The 16,640-nt window shown below is 67.9% G+C and carries 10 protein-coding genes; 6 read left to right on the top strand and 4 right to left on the bottom strand.

What is annotated here, in order from left to right:
- The first annotated feature begins 4 nt into the window (after window positions 1-4).
- Both AC1ZV1_RS14530 and AC1ZV1_RS14535 read left to right on the top strand, forming a co-directional pair.
- On the top strand, window positions 5-7,780 hold the full coding sequence (locus AC1ZV1_RS14530; RefSeq protein WP_484297367.1) for an amino acid adenylation domain-containing protein: 7,776 nt from the start codon (window positions 5-7) through the stop codon (window positions 7,778-7,780).
- Complete coding sequence (locus AC1ZV1_RS14535) at window positions 7,777-8,739, top strand: alpha/beta hydrolase (RefSeq protein WP_484297368.1); 963 nt, start codon at window positions 7,777-7,779, stop codon at window positions 8,737-8,739. The genes AC1ZV1_RS14530 and AC1ZV1_RS14535 overlap by 4 nt, the downstream gene beginning before the upstream one ends.
- A gap of 412 nt (window positions 8,740-9,151) precedes the next feature.
- Here the strand turns inward: AC1ZV1_RS14535 and AC1ZV1_RS14540 are convergent, their stop codons facing one another.
- Window positions 9,152-10,213: an ABC transporter substrate-binding protein gene (locus AC1ZV1_RS14540; RefSeq protein ID WP_484297369.1), complete on the bottom strand. Its 1,062-nt coding sequence runs from the start codon at window positions 10,211-10,213 to the stop codon at window positions 9,152-9,154.
- Between the two features lie 256 nt (window positions 10,214-10,469).
- Between AC1ZV1_RS14540 and AC1ZV1_RS14545 the strand changes: the two genes are divergently transcribed.
- From AC1ZV1_RS14545 to AC1ZV1_RS14555, 3 genes are all read left to right on the top strand, one after another.
- Window positions 10,470-12,071 carry an ABC transporter permease gene (locus AC1ZV1_RS14545; protein WP_484297370.1) on the top strand — a complete coding sequence of 534 codons (1,602 nt, stop codon included), beginning with the start codon at window positions 10,470-10,472 and terminating at the stop codon, window positions 12,069-12,071.
- The gene (locus AC1ZV1_RS14550) at window positions 12,068-12,895 is read left to right on the top strand and encodes an ABC transporter ATP-binding protein (protein ID WP_484297371.1); all 828 of its coding nucleotides are present in this window, start codon (window positions 12,068-12,070) and stop codon (window positions 12,893-12,895) included. The genes AC1ZV1_RS14545 and AC1ZV1_RS14550 overlap by 4 nt, the downstream gene beginning before the upstream one ends.
- A gap of 70 nt (window positions 12,896-12,965) precedes the next feature.
- Window positions 12,966-14,576, top strand: a complete 1,611-nt coding sequence (locus tag AC1ZV1_RS14555) for an arylsulfatase (RefSeq protein ID WP_484297372.1) — start codon at window positions 12,966-12,968, stop codon at window positions 14,574-14,576.
- Window positions 14,577-14,737: 161 nt separating this feature from the next.
- On the opposite strand, the gene AC1ZV1_RS14560 is transcribed toward AC1ZV1_RS14555, so the two are convergent.
- Entirely contained in the window at window positions 14,738-14,890 is a 153-nt protein-coding gene (locus AC1ZV1_RS14560) for a hypothetical protein (RefSeq protein WP_484297373.1), read from the bottom strand.
- Between the two features lie 2 nt (window positions 14,891-14,892).
- Window positions 14,893-15,270 (bottom strand): DUF3509 domain-containing protein, encoded by a 378-nt coding sequence (locus AC1ZV1_RS14565; RefSeq protein WP_484297374.1) that lies wholly within the window; start codon window positions 15,268-15,270, stop codon window positions 14,893-14,895.
- 391 nt (window positions 15,271-15,661) lie between these two features.
- Between AC1ZV1_RS14565 and AC1ZV1_RS14570 the strand changes: the two genes are divergently transcribed.
- Window positions 15,662-15,892: a hypothetical protein gene (locus AC1ZV1_RS14570; protein ID WP_484297375.1), complete on the top strand. Its 231-nt coding sequence runs from the start codon at window positions 15,662-15,664 to the stop codon at window positions 15,890-15,892.
- A 78-nt stretch (window positions 15,893-15,970) separates the two neighbouring features.
- Here the strand turns inward: AC1ZV1_RS14570 and AC1ZV1_RS14575 are convergent, their stop codons facing one another.
- Window positions 15,971-16,288, bottom strand: a complete 318-nt coding sequence (locus tag AC1ZV1_RS14575) for an ElaB/YgaM/YqjD family protein (protein WP_484297376.1) — start codon at window positions 16,286-16,288, stop codon at window positions 15,971-15,973.
- Between the last annotated feature and the right edge of the window lie 352 nt (window positions 16,289-16,640).

The raw sequence follows: 16,640 nt of genomic DNA on the forward strand, positions 1-16,640 counted from the left end.
GGGAATGACTCAACCGATGGACGCCCAGCTGAAACAGGTCGCGGAGCGCCTTGGCGCACTGCCCGAGGACAAGCAGATCATCTTCCTGCGTCAGTTGCGCGAGAAAGGCGTGAGCCTGTCGCGCCTGCCGATCCTCCGCGAGGGGCGCGAGCACGCGCCGCTCTCGGCGGCCCAGGCGCGCCTGTGGTTCCTCTGGCAGATGGAGCCGCACAGCGCGGCCTATAACATCCCGGCTGCCGTGCGCCTGCGCGGCGCGCTGGACGAGGGGGCGCTGGAGCGTGCCTTCAGCGCGCTGATCGCACGCCATGAAAGCCTGCGCACGGTCTTCCGGGAGATCGAAGGAGGGGTGCAGCAATGCGTTCTTCAGCCCGGTGCGCCAAACCTGGAACGTCGCGACTTCAGCGAGGAGCCCGCCGCCCGCGACTGGTTGCAAGGCGCCGCCCGGGGCGCCTTCGACCTCGTCGACGGTCCGCTGCTGCGCCTGCACCTGGCGCGCTTGCCGGGTGAAGCGCTGCTGCTGGTGAACCTGCACCACATCATTGCCGACGGCTGGTCCATTGGCGTGCTGATTGACGAATTCGCGGCGCTCTACAGCGCCGAAGTGCAAGGCACCCCAGCCGAGCTGGAAGCCTTGCCGATCCAGTACAGCGACATCGCCCGTTGGCAGCGCCTATGGCTGGCGGCCGGCGAGGGCGAGCGGCAGTTGGCCTACTGGAAGGAGCAACTGGGCGACGAATCCCTGCTGCTGACCCTGCCGGGCGACCGGCCGCGCCCGCAGGTGCAGAGCTATCGCGGCGCGACACTGGATTTCGAGCTGCCTCGCGCGCTCAGCGACTCCCTGCGCGAACTCGCGCGGGGGCAGGGCGCCACCCTGTTCATGCTGATCCTCGCGGCCTATCAATTGCTGCTGTCACGCTACAGCGGCCAGCGCGAGCTGCGCGTCGGCGTGCCCATCGCCGGCCGTGCCCGCGCCGAGAGCGAACGGCTGATCGGCTTCTTCGTGAATACCCAGGTGCTGTCGGCGCGCATCGACGGCGACGAACCCTTCAGCGCGCTCCTTGCCCGTACCCGCGAAGCGGTGCTGGGCGCCCAGGCCAACCCGGACCTGCCGTTCGAGCAACTGGTGGATGCGCTGCAGCCGGAGCGCAGCCTGAGCTACAACCCGCTGTTCCAGGTGGCCTGCAACCACCAGCCGAGCCGCCGCGATGCCCTGCGCGAGCTGCCTGGCGGCCTGCAGCTGGAAAGCCTGGAACTGGACAGCGGCATTGCCAAGTTCGACCTGACCCTGAACACCGATGAAAGCCGCGACGGCCAGGTGCGCGGTCAGTTCATGTACGCCACCGATCAGTTCGACGCGTCGACCCTCTCGCGCCTTGCCGGGCATTTCCTCAACCTGCTGCGCGGCATCGTTGCCGACCCGCACTGCGCGGTGGCGCGCCTGCCGCTGCTCGATGGCAGCGAGCGCGAGCAACTGCTCTACGGCTGGAACGCTACCGCGATGGACTACCCGCGCGATGCCTGCCTGCACCAGCTGATCGAACAGCAGGTGCAGCGCTCGCCCGCTGACGTGGCGCTCACCGACGGCCAGCGCCGTTTCACTTACGTCGAGCTGAACGCCCGCGCCAACCGCCTCGCGCACTGGTTGCGCGAGCAGGGTGTCGGCCCGGACAGCCGTGTCGGGGTCGCCCTGGAACGCTCGGTGGAGCTGCCGGTGGCGCTGCTGGCGGTACTCAAGGCCGGCGGCGCCTACGTGCCGCTGGACCCGGAATTCCCCGCCGAACGCCTGGCGCACATGCTCGAAGATGGCGACGTACGCCTGTTGCTGACACAGCAGCACCTGCTCGGCGAACTGCCGCAGACGGGCGCCCGCGCGTTCTGCCTGGACCGCGACTGGGCGCAGCTGGACGGCTACGCCGACAGCGACCTGGCGAACCTGACGAAGCCGGATGATCTGGCCTACGTCATCTATACCTCCGGCTCCACCGGCAAGCCCAAGGGCGTCGCCGTGCGCCACGGCGGCGTGGTCAACTTCATGCTCAGCATGGCCCGCGAGCCGGGCCTGGGTGCGCAGGACCGCGTGCTCGCGCTGACCTCGCTGTCCTTCGACATCTCCGCGCTGGAGCTGTACCTGCCGCTGCTGGTCGGCGGCCGCGTCGTGCTGGTCGACCGCGACGTCGCCCGCGACCCGTCGCGCCTGCTCGGCGTGGCGCTGGAGCAGGGCGTGACGGTGATCCAGGCGACGCCGAGCACCTGGACGCTGCTCAGCGGCCACGAAGACTTCCCGCGTCTGACCGGCTGCCGCTTCTTCTGCGGCGGCGAGGCGCTGTCGGGCGAGCTGGCGGACACGCTGACGGCGCAGACCGACGCCTTGTGGAACCTCTACGGCCCCACCGAAACCACCATCTGGTCGGCCGCCTGGAAGATCGACAAGGGCGCCCGCGCGCTGCTCGGCAAGCCCATCGCCAACACCCAGCTGTACATCCTCGATGGCGAGCTGCAACCCGCACCGATTGGCGTGGCGGGCGAGCTGTACATCGCCGGCGACGGCCTGGCGCGCGGCTACCACGGGCGCCCGGAACTGACCAACGAGCGCTTCGTCGCTGACCCGTTCAGCCCGGAGCGCAATGCGCGCATGTACCGCACCGGCGACCTCGCGCGCTGGCGCGCCGACGGCGTGCTGGAGTATCTCGGCCGCATCGACCATCAGGTGAAGATCCGCGGCTTCCGCATCGAGTTGGGCGAGATCGAGTCGCGCCTGCTCGGCCAGCCCGGCGTGCGCGAGGCGGTGGTCATCGCCCGCGATGCGGGGCAGGTGAAGCAACTGGTGGGCTACGTGACCGGCCAGATCGAAACCGACCTGCGTGCCGCGCTGCTGGAAGAACTGCCGGACTACATGGTCCCTGCGCAGATCGTTCCGCTCGAACGCATGCCGCTGACGCCCAACGGCAAGCTCGACCGCAAGGCGCTGCCGGAGCCGGACTTCAGCCTGCTGCAGAAGCGCTATCGCGCGCCGGAAAGTCAGCGCGAACAGACCCTGGCGACCATCTGGTGCGCCGTGCTCGGTCTCGAACGCGTCGGCCTGGACGACAACTTCTTCGAACTGGGCGGCGACTCCATCGTCTCCATCCAGGTGGTCAGCCGCGCCCGCGCCGGCGGCCTGCAACTGAGTCCCAAGGACCTTTTCCAGCACCAGACCCTGCAGGCGCTGGCCCGCGTGGCGGGTGACGTCGTGACGGCCGATACGCCGCTTGCCGTCACCGCCATCGAGGCGCCGGACGCTGCACAGCTGGCTGTGCTCGGTCTGAATCCCGATCAGATCGAAGACCTCTACCCGCTGTCGCCCATGCAGCAGGGCATGCTGTTCCACGGCGTGGACGGCAGCGAGGGCAGCGTCTACGTCAACCAGCTCCGCGTGGAAGTGCAGGACCTGGACGTGGAACGCTTCCGCGCCGCCTGGCAGGCCGCGCTGGATGCCCACGACAACCTGCGTGCCGGCGTGCACTGGGAAGGGCTGGATCAGCCGGTGCAGGCGGTGCACAAGGAGGTCGAGCTGCCGCTGGAAGTCCTCGACTGGCGTGGCCGCGAAGACCTGAGCGCAGCGCTGGACCAACTGGCCGCCGCGGAACGCAGCCGCAGCTTCGATCTCGCGTGCCCGCCCTTGCTGCGCCTGGTCCTGGTGCGCACGGGCGAGGCCAGCCACCAGTTGGTCTACACCCACCACCACATCCTGCTCGACGGCTGGAGCAATGCGCAGCTGTTCGCCGAGGCACTGCGCCGCTACAACGGCGAAAGCATCAGCGAGCAGGGGCGCTACCGCGACTACATCCACTGGCTGCAGGTGCAGGACCAGCAGCAGGCCCAGGACTTCTGGAGCGCGCGTCTGCACGGTCTCGCCCAGCCCACCGTGCTTGCCGACAGCCTGGCGCGCCCGGCCGAGGGCAGCGGTCACGGCCTGGAATACAGCCGCTACGACGCGGCGGCCACCGAGCGGCTGAAGGCTTTCGCCCGCAGCCAGCGGGTAACACTGAACACCCTGGTGCAGGCGGCGTGGATACTCCTGCTGCAGCGCTACACCGGTCAGCAGCGCGTGGCCTTCGGTGCCACGGTGGCCGGGCGTCCCGCACAACTGGCCGGTGCCGACAGCCTGCTGGGGCTCTTCATCAATACGCTGCCCATCGTCCAGGCGCCGGGGGAGCAAGCCGATCTCGGCGACTGGCTGCGTGAGCTGCAGGCCTACAACCTGGACGTCCGCGAGTTCGAGCACACGCCGCTGTACGACATCCAGCGCTGGGCCGGCCAGGCCGGGCAGGCGCTGTTCGACAGCATCATCGTGTTCGAGAACTACCCGGTCGACGAGGTGCTGCGCAGCGCCCGGGGCCCGCGCTTCGGCGAGCTGAAGTCGAAGGACGAGACGAGCATTCCCATGGACCTCGCCGTGCGTGTCGGCGAGCGCCTGGAGATCGAGTACCAGTACCTGCGTGCGCACTTCAGCGCTCCTGCCGTGGCACGCCTGCGCGGCAATATGGAGCAGGTGCTGGAGAGCCTGCTGCATGGCGCCGGCAAGCGCGTCGGCGAGCTGCAATGCCTGTCCGCCAATGACCGTGCGGCCCTGGCCGCCTGCCGTGGCCCACACCAGTCGCTGCCGCCGGCCGAGCCGGTGCACCTGGCCATCGCGCGCCAGGCGTCGCTGCGTGGCGATGAGGTGGCGCTGATCTGCGGTGACGAGGAAGTCGACTACGCGGCGCTGGAGCGTGACTCCAACCGCCTGGCCCATCGCCTGATGGCGCTGGGCGTCGGCCCGGAAGTCCGCGTTGGCGTGGCCCTGCCGCGCAGCGTGCGGATCCCCCTGGCGCTGCTGGCGGTGCTCAAGGCCGGCGGCGCCTATGTTCCGCTGGACGTCGAGTACCCGCGCGAGCGCCTGGAATTCCAGATGGCCGATGCCGGTATCGCGCTGCTGATCACCGACAGCCGCCTGCGCGAGCGCCTGCCGCTGCCGGTGGGCGTGACTTGCCTGGAGCTGGATGGCCTCGATCTGAAGGGTGAAGACAGCGACCTGCCGGTGGTGGCCCTGGAGCCGGAAAACCTCGCCTACCTGATCTACACCTCCGGCTCCACCGGCAAGCCCAAGGGCGTGGCGGTCAGCCATGGTCCGCTGGCCATGCACTGCGCGGCCATCGGCGAGCTGTACCGGATGGATGCGGCGACCCGTGAGCTGCATTTCATGTCCTTCGCCTTCGACGGCGCCCACGAACGCTGGCTGACCACGCTGGTGCATGGCGGCAGCCTGGTGCTGCGCGGCGACGAGCTGTGGACCCCGGAGCAGACCTATCGCGTGCTGCACGACCAGCAGGTCAGTGTGGCGGCCTTCCCGCCGGTCTACCTGCAGCAACTGGCCGAGCACGCGCTGCGAGACGGCAACCCGCCGCCGGTGCGCATCTACTGCTTCGGCGGCGATGCGGTATCCAGCGCCAGCTTCGAACTGGCCAAGCGCGCGTTGCGCGCCGAGCACCTGATCAATGGCTACGGCCCCACGGAAACCGTGGTCACGCCGTTGCTGTGGAAGGCCGACCGCGCAACGGGCTGCGATGCCGCCTATGCGCCCATCGGCAAGGGCGTCGGTGCGCGCACGCTGTACATCCTCGACGAGCAGCTGCGCCAGGTTCCTCTGGGCGTGGCCGGCGAGCTGTACATCGGCGGCGCCGGCCTGGCGCGGGGTTACCACGAGCGTGCCGGACTGACCGCCGAGCGCTTTGTCGCCGATCCGTTCGATGCGGAAGGTGGCCGCCTGTATCGCTCCGGCGATCTGGTGCGAGGCCGAGCCGATGGCGTGATCGACTACGTCGGTCGGATCGACCATCAGGTGAAGATCCGCGGTTTCCGCATCGAACTGGGCGAGATCGAGGCGCGCCTGCAGGATCATCCGCAGGTCAGCGAGGCACTGGTAGTGGCCCGCGACGGTATCAGCGGCAAGCAGCTGGTCGGCTACGTGGTTGGCGAGGCCGAGGGCGATGCGCTGCGCAGCTTCCTCCGCGAGCAGGTGCCGGACTACATGGTGCCGGCGCAGATACTCCGGCTGGAGCGCTTTCCGCTGTCGCCCAACGGCAAGATCGACCGCAAGGCACTGCCCGAGCCGACCTGGCAGGGCGAGGCCTACGAGGCGCCACGCAATGAACGCGAGCGCGCCCTGGCGCACATCTGGCAGGACGTGTTGCAGGTTGAACGAGTGGGTATCCGCGATAACTTCTTCGACCTGGGCGGCGACTCCATCCTCAGCCTGCAGATTGTCTCCCGCGCCCGCCAGGCGCTGGGCGAGGGCGTGGAGATCCGCCTGCGCGACCTGCTGCAGTACCAGACCATCGCCGGCCTGCTGGAGCGCGCCGAAAGCGTGGCCGAGGCAACGCCGATAATGGCCGGGGAGGTGACAGACGACGGGGAGTCCTTCGGCCTGCTGCCGATCCAGCAATGGATGTTCGATCAGCAACTGGAAGAGCCGAACCACTTCAACCAGGCGGTGTTGCTGGAGTGCCGCCAGCGTCTCGATGCCGAGGTGCTGGAAGCGGCGCTGCAAGGCCTGCTGGCCGAGCATGGCAGCCTGCGCCTGTCATTCGCCCGTGGGGCTGACGGCGTGTGGCGCCAGCGCTATCGCGAGGCCAGCGAGATCACCGGCGCGCTGCTCTGGCAGCGGCAGGCGGCGAATGCCGAGGAGGCGCTGCTGATCGCCAACCAGGCGCAGCGCAGCCTGGACCTGAGCGAGGGGCGGCTGCTGCGCGGTGTGCTTACCGACATGGCCGATGGCACCCAGCGCCTGCTGCTGGTCATCCACCACCTGGGCGTGGATGGCGTGTCCTGGCGCATCCTGCTGGAAGAGCTGCAGCAGCGTTACGTTGCGCAGCTTTCTGGCGAGGCGGCGCCGCGCGTCGAGCGCACCAGCACCTACCGGGCCTGGGCCGAAGGCCTGCGCGACTACGCCGACAGCCAACTGGCGCAGGCCGACCTGCCGTACTGGCTGGAGCAGACCGACAGCGCCGGCCTCGGCGAGCCGCAACGCGACAACCCGCGCGGCGCCGAGCGCATGGCGCACCTGGAGCAACTGTTCCTGCGCCTCGACCGACAGCAGACCCAGCGCCTGCTGAAGGTGGCGCCGGAGGCCTACCGCACGCAGATCAACGACCTGTTGCTGACGGCCCTTGGCCGTACGCTTTGCCACTGGTGCGAGAGTGAATCGGTGCTGATCGGCCTGGAAGGCCACGGGCGCGAGGACATCCTCGACGCCGTCGACCACAGCCGCACCCTGGGCTGGTTCACCAGCCTGTTCCCGCTGCGCCTGACGCCGGGGCAGGGCGACTACGCCCGGGCCATCCCGGCGATCCGCCAGCAGCTGCGCGCGGTGCCGGACAAGGGCATCGGCTACGGCGCCTTGCGCTATCTGGGGGACAGCGCGCTGCGCCGCCAGCTCGCCGCCCGCGCCGAACCGCGCGTCACCTTCAACTACCTCGGTCAGTTCGACCAGAGCTTCGACGACAAGGCGCTGTTCGTGCCCTTGCAGGAAAAGCCCGGCGACACCTACGCGGCCACTACGCCGATGAACAACTGGCTGGAGATCGTCGGCCAGGTCTACGACGGCGAGCTGACCCTGCGCTGCATGTTCAGCCGCCGGGTGTTCCGCCCGTCGCGCATCGAATCGCTGATGGCGCAGCTGCGCACGGAACTGGACGGGGTGATCGGCCATTGCTGCGCCCAGGTGGAAAGCGGCGCGCGCCAGGAGAAAGCCACGGTATGAACGCATTGATGAAAGAGATCGGCATGCTGCACCCGGAGATTTCCGCCTTCCTGGACATGGTCGACGAGGGGCGCCGCAGCGGCCGTCCGGCACTGCACGAGCTGCCGCTGGAACAGGCGCGGCAGGACTTCGAGGCCTCATCGGAATCACTCAGGGCCGGGGCGCCGTCGATGCCGGTGGAAGACCTGCTGATCCCCACGAGCGAAGGCCGAACGCTGCCGGCTCGCCTGTACCGGCCGCTCGCTGCTGGCGACGCGGCGATCCTGTATTTCCACGGCGGCGGCTACACGGTAGGCAGCCTGGACTCCCATGACGGACTGTGCCGTTGGCTGGCGAAACACGGTGATTGCGCGGTGGTATCGGTGGGCTACCGGTTGGCGCCGGAGGCACCGTTCCCGGCCGCGACCGTCGATGCACGCGATGCCTGGAACTGGCTGCTGGACTCCGCCGCCAACCTCGGCCTGAACCCGCGCCGTCTTGCCGCTGGCGGCGACAGTGCAGGCGCCACGCTGGCCACTGTGCTCTGCGCCGAGCTGGCGGGCGAGGGCGCCGAGCAGCCTTGTGCGCAGCTGTTGTTCTACCCGGCGACAGATGCCAGCGCGCGCACTGAATCTGAGGAACTGTTCGCCGAGGGCTATCTGCTGGAGACGGCCAGCCTGGACTGGTTCTATCAGCAGTACGTGCCTGACGTCACGCAGCGCAGTGATTGGCGCTGCTCGCCGGTCCATGCCGGTGTGGCGCTGAAGGGCAGTGCGCCGGCGCTGCTGTTTGCGGCGGAGTTCGATCCGTTGCTGGACGAAGGCCTGGCCTACGCCCACGCGCTGGTGGCACAGGGTGTGGAAGTGGAGGCGGAGCGCTGCTGCGGCATGACCCATGATTTCCTGCGCATGGGTAACCTGGTGCCGGAGGTGGAGGGGTATTACCGGCGGGTGGCGGAGTTCCTCGCTGCCCGCTGGTAAGTTGGCGCTAAGCCTATTGTAGGAGGCGGGCCATGGCCGCGATCCGTCGGCAGGGCCGACGTTTTCTTCTGCTGTGGTGTTGCAGGTCTGCTGCGTTGGCCTGGGGTGTTTCAGCGTCGCATCGGCGTGCGCGCGGACTTCGTGTTTCGCCCCCTCGGGCGAGTTACTTTTCCAAACGCCGAAAAGTAACCAAAAGGCTTGCCCCGGACATCCGGTTTTTCGCTTGGGGCGAAAAATACCCTCGTTGAACGGGGCAGTCGGCGTGTGCGGAAGTCTCTCTGGAAGTCTTCAGAGAGCAAAGAGCGAAGAGCGGTTGTAGGAGCGAGCTTGCTCGCGAACCGCCCAACACCGACGTTCCCTGCAGGAGCGGGCCATGCCCGCGAACGGCGCCGGCAGGCGCCGTCGATACGGACTACTGAATCGCCGCCACCGGCTGCCCGGCGACCTGCCGGCTTGCCGCTTCCTGCAGAGCAGGGCTGGCCCAGTCGGCGGCCTTGAAGTCGCGGCGGATCAGGCCGTAGCGCTTCGCGGCCGTGATGGACGCGTCCAGCCTGCCGAGGAAGTCGGCGTCGAGCTTCGGCGACAAGACCTCCACCAGAGGACGATCCTGGTACTCGCTCTTGAAGATCACCGCCGGGTAGCTGGCCTGCTTGGATACCAGCTCGATATAGGCGTCGCGATTGGCCTCGGCGCTGGCCCATTGCACGGCCTGCAGTTGCACCTTGAGCAGGCGTTCGGTGATGTCCGGGTGAGCATCGACGAATTCGCCATTGCCCACCAGCAGCGCCTGCAGGGTGCCGGCGCCGCCGAGGTCGCGGGTGTTCAGCGGGATTTCCGCCAGGCCCTTGTCGCGCAGGGCGAACAGGCCGGCCAGGCCCCAGGTGGCGTCGATCTGCTTGGCCGCCAGCGCGGCGAGGGCGGCGCTGAAGTCGAGGTTGATCACCTTCAGGTCCTTCTCGGCCAGGCCGGCGCTGGCCAGGGCGTTGTCGAACGAGAGCTGGCTGGCAGTGCCGCGGAAGATGCCGACCCGTTTGCCCTTGAGGTCGGCCAGGGTCTTGATTCCGGAGCCCGGTTGTACGCCCAGGTAGTGGTTCACACCACGGGCAGTGGCGGCCAGCAGGCGGCTGTCGAGGCCGCTGGACTTGCCGATGATCGCCGCCAGGTCACCCAGGTAGGCGAAGTCCACCTGGCCGTTGGCGAAGGCTTCGTTGACCACCGGGCCGGCGCCCTTGAAGAAGCTCCATTTCACCTGGATGCCGTCCTTGGCGAATTCCTTCTCCAGCAACTGGCGGGTGTAGAGGATGTCCACCACGCCGCCCCCGGAGTGATTCTGCCCGGCGCTGACGTCGGGCACGGCGATGCGGATTTCCTTCACTGGCTCGGCGGCCTGGGTGATCAGTGGATACGCGCCGAGCAGGCCGGCCAGGACCGGCGCAGCGAAGAGGGACAGCAATTGAGTAGTGAGGGCCTTCATGGCGCCTGCCTCCTGCAGTGGGGAGCGCGTGTGGCTCCGGCGCCCGCACTAAACGCACGCGGCGTTCAATCAACAAAATAATAAAAAGTGATTTTTTAGTAATTATTCGAGCTAAGCGAGCAGCCGCAGGGCTTCGCGGGTAGATGCCCGGAGAGCATAAAAAATATTCGGCGAATGCATTGGATGAGCGCCCGGGCCTTCCCTTAAATGGGCAGTGTTAGCTCATAAGTGCATTGATATAACTATTTATATTCCAATGAAGAATATTACGAAGCCGTATCGCCTTGCCTTCTCCAGCCCCCGCCTGAGGCCTTCCACCCTTGGTTGGCGCGGACTCGACCCCATCCTGCCGTGGCTGGTGCCGCTGGCTATCGCAGTGCTCTGGTGGACGGCCAGCCACTGTCACTGGATGTCCGCGCAGATCCTCCCCACCCCCGAACTGGTGCTGCAGGCCGGCCGCGAGCTGCTCGCCGGCGAGCTCTGGCAACAGTTGGGCGTGAGCCTGAAACGTCTGCTCTGGGGCCTGCTGGCCGGCATCCTCAGCGGGCTGGCACTGGGCGCCTGGCTCGGCTTCAGCCGCCGTGCCGAGCGTCTGGTGCTGCCCACCTTCAGTGCCCTGGCGCAGGTCCCGACCCTCGCCTGGATTCCGCTGTTCATGCTGTTCTTCGGTATCGGCGAGCTGCTCAAGCTGGTGGTGCTGATCAAGGCCATCATCGTGCCGGTGACGCTGCACACCCTGGTGGGCGTGCGTGACGCGCAGCCTCGGCTGCGCGAGGCCGCCGCCGTGCTGCGCCTGCCGCGCCGTTTGTTGCTGTGGCGGTTGATCCTGCCGGCGGCACTTCCGGCGTTCCTCACCGGTGTGCGCCTGGCACTGGCGCAGGGCTGGACCTCGTTGCTGGCCGTCGAGCTGCTGGCCTCCAGCGAAGGCATCGGCTACCTGATGGTGCAGGCGCGCCAGCTGTTCATGCTCGACATCGTGTTCGTCTGCATCCTGGTCATCGGCCTGGTCGGCGCGGTCATGGACCGTGGTATCCAGGCGCTGGACCGGCGTCTGGTGCACTGGCCGCAGCAGGCTGCCGGGGAATTCCGCCGTAGCGCAGCAGGGCAGGGCTGGGAACGCCTCCAACCCTGGCTGCTGCCGCTGGGTCTGCTGGCTGTCTGGCAGGTCGCTAGCGTGCTGGAGTGGGTCGATCCGGCCATTCTCGCCAGCCCGGCGTCGGTGGCCGTCGCACTGTGGGACGGCCTGCTGGACAACAGCCTGACCACCGCGCTGTTCGCCAGTCTGCAACGCACACTCGCCGGATTGCTGCTGGGCGGCTCGCTGGGCTTCCTGCTAGGCCTGGGACTAGGCCTGTGGCGCCCGGCGGAGCGGCTGCTCGGTCCCTCCTTCGCGGCGCTGCGGCAGGTGGCGATCTTTGCCTGGGTGCCGCTGCTCACCGCCTGGTTCGGCCTCGGCGAGCTGGCCAAGGTGGTGTTCGTCGGTCTCGCTGCGTTCTTCCCCCTGCTGCTGGCGACCCAGCGCGGCATCGCCAGCTTGCCGGCGCAACTGAGCGAGGCGGCCATCGCGCTGCGCCTCTCGCCCCGGCAACGGCTGCGCCGGCTGGTACTGCCGGGGGCTGCGCCCTCGGTGTTCGCCGGAGTGCGCCTGGCGCTGATCTACGCCTGGCTCGGGACCATCGGCGCCGAGTACTTCATGCCCTCGGACGGTGGCATCGGCAGCCTGATGATCGGCGCACAACAACTCTTCCGCATGGATCTGGTCGGCGCCGGCATGTTGCTGGTCGGCCTCACCGGAGCCTTGCTGGCCGCCTTCGGCCAGCACATCGAAGCGCGGGTGACGCGCTGGAGACACGCATGAACGCATTCGCTTCGCAGGCGCTGGTGAGCTTTCGCCAGGTCGCCAAGAGTTTTCCCGTGGACGGCCGCGAACTGCAGGCCATCGAACGTTTCGACCTGGAGATCGCCGACGGCGAGTTCATCGCCATCGTCGGCGCCAGTGGTTGCGGCAAGTCCACGTTGCTGCGCCTGCTGGTGGGGCTCGACCGCGAGTTCCAGGGCGAGATTCGCATCGATGGCGCACTCATCGACGGCATCGGCGGCGAGCGCGGCATCGTGTTCCAGGAACACCGCCTGTTTCCCTGGCTGAACGTGGCGCAGAACGTCGCCCTCGGCCTGGTCAACGAGCCGCTGAGCGAGGCGGACAAGGCGGCGAAGGTTGCCGATTACCTGCAACTGGTGGGCCTGGGTGCGTTCGCCCGCGCCTATCCGCACCAGCTGTCCGGCGGCATGGCGCAGCGCGTGGCCATCGCCCGTGGCCTGGTCGCCAGTCCGCGCATCCTGCTGCTGGACGAGCCCTTCGGCGCGCTCGATGCGCTGACCCGCCAGCAACTGCAGGAGGAACTGCTGCGCATCCGCCAGCGCGAACGCATCACCACCGTGCTGGTGACCCACGACGTGGAGGAGGCGCTGTTCCTCGCCGACCGCGTGGTGGTAATGGCACCGCGCCCCGGGCGTATCAAACGGATCGTCGAGGTGCCGCTGGCGCATCCGCGTGAGCGCGGTGGCTACGACTTCCTGCGCCAGCGCGAGGCGCTGCTGCACGAACTGACGGGCGAGGGCGATTACGTCGCGCCGCCGCTCGCGCGGGTGGAAGACCTGCCGTTCGAGTTCATTGCCTGCTGATCCAGAGAACCCACTCTTGCAGGAGCGAGCAAGCTCGCTCCTGCGAAAAGCCAACCTACCGAGTCCGACCATGAGCAAACGCCCCAACTTCCTCGTCATCGTCGCCGACGACCTCGGCTTCTCCGACCTCGGCGCCTTCGGTGGCGAGATCGCCACGCCGCACCTCGACGCCCTGGCCCTCGACGGCCTGCGCCTGACCGACTTCCACACGGCGCCGACCTGCTCGCCGACGCGCTCGATGCTGCTCACCGGCACCGACCACCACATTGCCGGTATCGGCACCATGGCCGAGGCGCTGACGCCGGAGCTGGAAGGCAAGCCCGGCTACGAGGGTTACCTGAACGACCGCGTGGTGGCGTTGCCGGAGCTGCTGCGCGAGGCCGGCTACCAGACACTGATGGCCGGCAAATGGCACCTGGGCCTGAAGCTGGAGCAGGCGCCCCACGCGCGCGGCTTCGAGCGCTCCTTCTCGCTGCTGCCCGGCGCCGCCAACCACTATGGCTTCGAGCCGCCCTATGACGAGAGCACGCCGCGCATCCTCAAGAGCACGCCGGCGCTGTATGTCGAAGATGACCAATTCATCGACGAACTGCCGGCGGACTTCTATTCCTCCGATGCCTTCGGCGACAAACTGATCGACTACCTCAAGGCGCGTGACCAGAGCCGGCCGTTCTTCGCCTACCTGCCGTTCTCGGCGCCGCACTGGCCGTTGCAGGCGCCGAAGGAGGTGGTCGACAAGTACCGCGGCCGCTACGACGCCGGCCCCGAGGCGCTGCGGCTGGAACGCCTGGAGCGGCTCAAGCAGCTGGGCCTGATCGACGCCGACGTGAAGGCGCATCCAGTATTGGCGATCAGCAAGGAATGGTCGCGTCTCAATGACGAGGAGAAAGCCAGGTCGGCGCGGGCCATGGAGGTCTACGCGGCGATGGTCGAGCGCCTGGACTGGAACGTCGGGCGTGTCGTCGACTACCTGCGCCAGCAGGGCGAGCTGGACAACACCTTCGTCCTGTTCATGTCCGACAACGGTGCCGAGGGCGCACTGCTGGAGGCCTTCCCGCGCTTCGGCCCGGACCTGTTGAGCTTCCTCGACCAGCACTACGACAACAGCCTGGAGAACATCGGTCGCGCCAACTCGTACATCTGGTACGGCCCGCGCTGGGCCCAGGCGGCCACTGCGCCGTCGCGGCTGTACAAGGCCTTCACCACCCAGGGCGGCATTCGCGTGCCGGCGCTGGTGCGCTACCCGGCGCTGCAGCGCCAGGGCGAGATCAGCCACAGTTTTTCCACGGTGATGGACATCACCCCGACCATCCTCGACCTGGCCGGTGTGCGCCATCCGGGCAAACAGTGGCGCGGTCGCGAGGTGGCCGAGGTGCGTGGCAAGTCCTGGCTGGGCTGGCTGTCCGGCGAGACGGAGCAGGCCCACGACGAGAAGACCGTCACCGGTTGGGAGCTGTTCGGCATGCGCGCGATCCGCCAGGGTGACTGGAAAGCGGTGTACCTGCCTGCGCCGGTCGGCCCCGCCACCTGGCAGCTCTACGACCTGGCCAGCGACCCGGGTGAGACGAACGACCTGGCCAAGAACGAGCCGGCGAAGCTGGACGCACTGATCGAGCACTACAAGCAGTACGTCAACGAGACCGGCGTGATCGACGCGCCACCACCGTTCCTCGCGCGCTGATCGCCCGGGCTGTCGGTGGGTGAGGGAACGGCAACCCAGAGGCTGTGCTGCCAGCGTGGCCTCTGGGGGATAGAACCGGCGGCCGCCCGACTGCTCGGACTGACGGCGGCCACCGGAATGCACTTCCCGTCGGGCTGGCTGCGCTGGCCTTGTTGGCGGGGCTATGCGGGCCCGTCCTTGAGGCCGTCCTGGTGGGCGGCGGACAGGTGGGGCTCCTGCCGACTGTCCTCCGGCTCGATGTCCACCCGCTCTTCCAATGACTCGTCACGAGTCACTTTCGGATCAGGGTCTGGGGTATCCACGGGGTTCTTCATAGTCATCTCGCTTGCCCGGCCTGCTTGCCAGCGAGGGCGCGCAGCCGTGCGCCGGCCACCACGATCTTGCGTGGCCGGTGGGTCGGGTTCACCGGCACGAAGGTCTGCAGTTCGATGCGCTTGAGGAACCAGTCGACGTTGTCTTCCTCCAGCGGCCCCTCCACGGTCATCAGGTCGCGGCGGATGCGTTCTACGAGGATGTTCAGCAGCACCGCACTGGATTGCTCTTCCTGCTGGATGACGCGGGAAATCAGCCGCTTGCCTCTGGCGTTGCGCAGGCAGATCAGCAGCGTGCCGTCGGGCCTGGGCGAGAACTGCGGACGGTAGTCGCTGAACAGGTGGCTCAGGTGTTCGATGGCAGTGTCGCGGCAACTGGACATGTCTATCCCTCCCGGTGGTCGGCAAACGCCAGAGACCTGGCTTGAGCCAGAAACCTCGCATCAGCCGTGCCAGGCCGGGGGAGACTGTTTCATCCGCTTAACAGGTTGTTATTGCTGGTAATCCGGCGCGCGGCGCTGGCCAATAGACATTTGCAGGATGCACGGTCCCACTGCCACACGACTGGAAAATGCACGGGCGGATGTGGCGCCGTGCTCGCGGGCCTTCCGTCCGAAATCTGCGCCGGTCACGAATGAGTTGCGGATGCAGCGCCCCCGGTCAGCGCTGGTGATCGGCCTGCCGAGCCCGGCGAGCCGCAGAGTCTGGGCCAATCGCCAGCATTCCCCTCGCCCGCCCGAACGGGCAGGGTTGGGCCTGGGAGAGGAGGTGGCCATGACGCAGTTCCGACGCCTGGACGTGGAAGCGGTCCTCCACGAGGCCTATCCGCTGTTCAATTTCTCCTGCTACCGGGAGGCCGGCGGCCGCTACTCGATCCGTTTCAGCAGCCTGCTGGCGGACATGCCCTCTACCACCGTGGTCGGCATCCACGGCGATGAGCTGAGCAGTGCCGGGCGTGTGCGCAGCCTCGGCCTGGAACTGATCGACAGCTTCATCGATCCCTAGCGTCCGCGCCTTCGAGGCTTGAGTGGGCGGTGATCGGCGTTGGCGTCACCGATCACCGCGCCGATCACCGCAAGGGCACTAATCGTGATGGCGACTCAACGCGCAAGCTGCGGCCAGCAGGCCGGCGGCGGTGGCCAGCACGGCCGCGGTCTGCCAGGGGTGCTCGCCGGCGTACTCCCCTCCGGCGCGAAGGGCCCGGCGGCTGCGCTGGATGAGGTGGTCGCTGGTCTCGCGGCTGTCGTCCACCAGGTTGCGCAGCCGGGTCTTGAACGCCGGCAGTTCTTCCGCCGTCAGGTCGCGGCTGCTGGCGAGCAGGGACTCCAGGTCGTTCACCAGGGACTGCAGTTCCTGCACGCCACTGTTGCGGGTAGTGGGGAACCATCGATAGCTGCCCATTGACTGTCTCCTTGATTGCTTCTGGGTGGATTTTGCTGGGCCGGCGTGGCCGTCTGGCGCTGATCCGCCGCTGGCAGCGGGACGCACTGGCTCGCGCATTCGCGGTTCGCCGGACCCTTTCGAGAGAACCCCGTGGGCGCCGGGCGTTCCCTGATTCTGATGAGTGGAACCTGACGGTTCGCTGCGGGCGTGCTTGAGTGCAAGGGTCGCTCGCCGGCTCTTTTTTGCCATGGTTGGAGGCTGCGCAGGTGCGACGATTGGTGGCAGTGCGCGGGGGAGCGCAGGGGTGATCGCTTGTGCGAGGATGCCGCCCGCCACGCCATGAGCACTTGATAAGACCGGGAGACGACTC

This window comes from Pseudomonas sp. BB438, assembly GCF_057180225.1.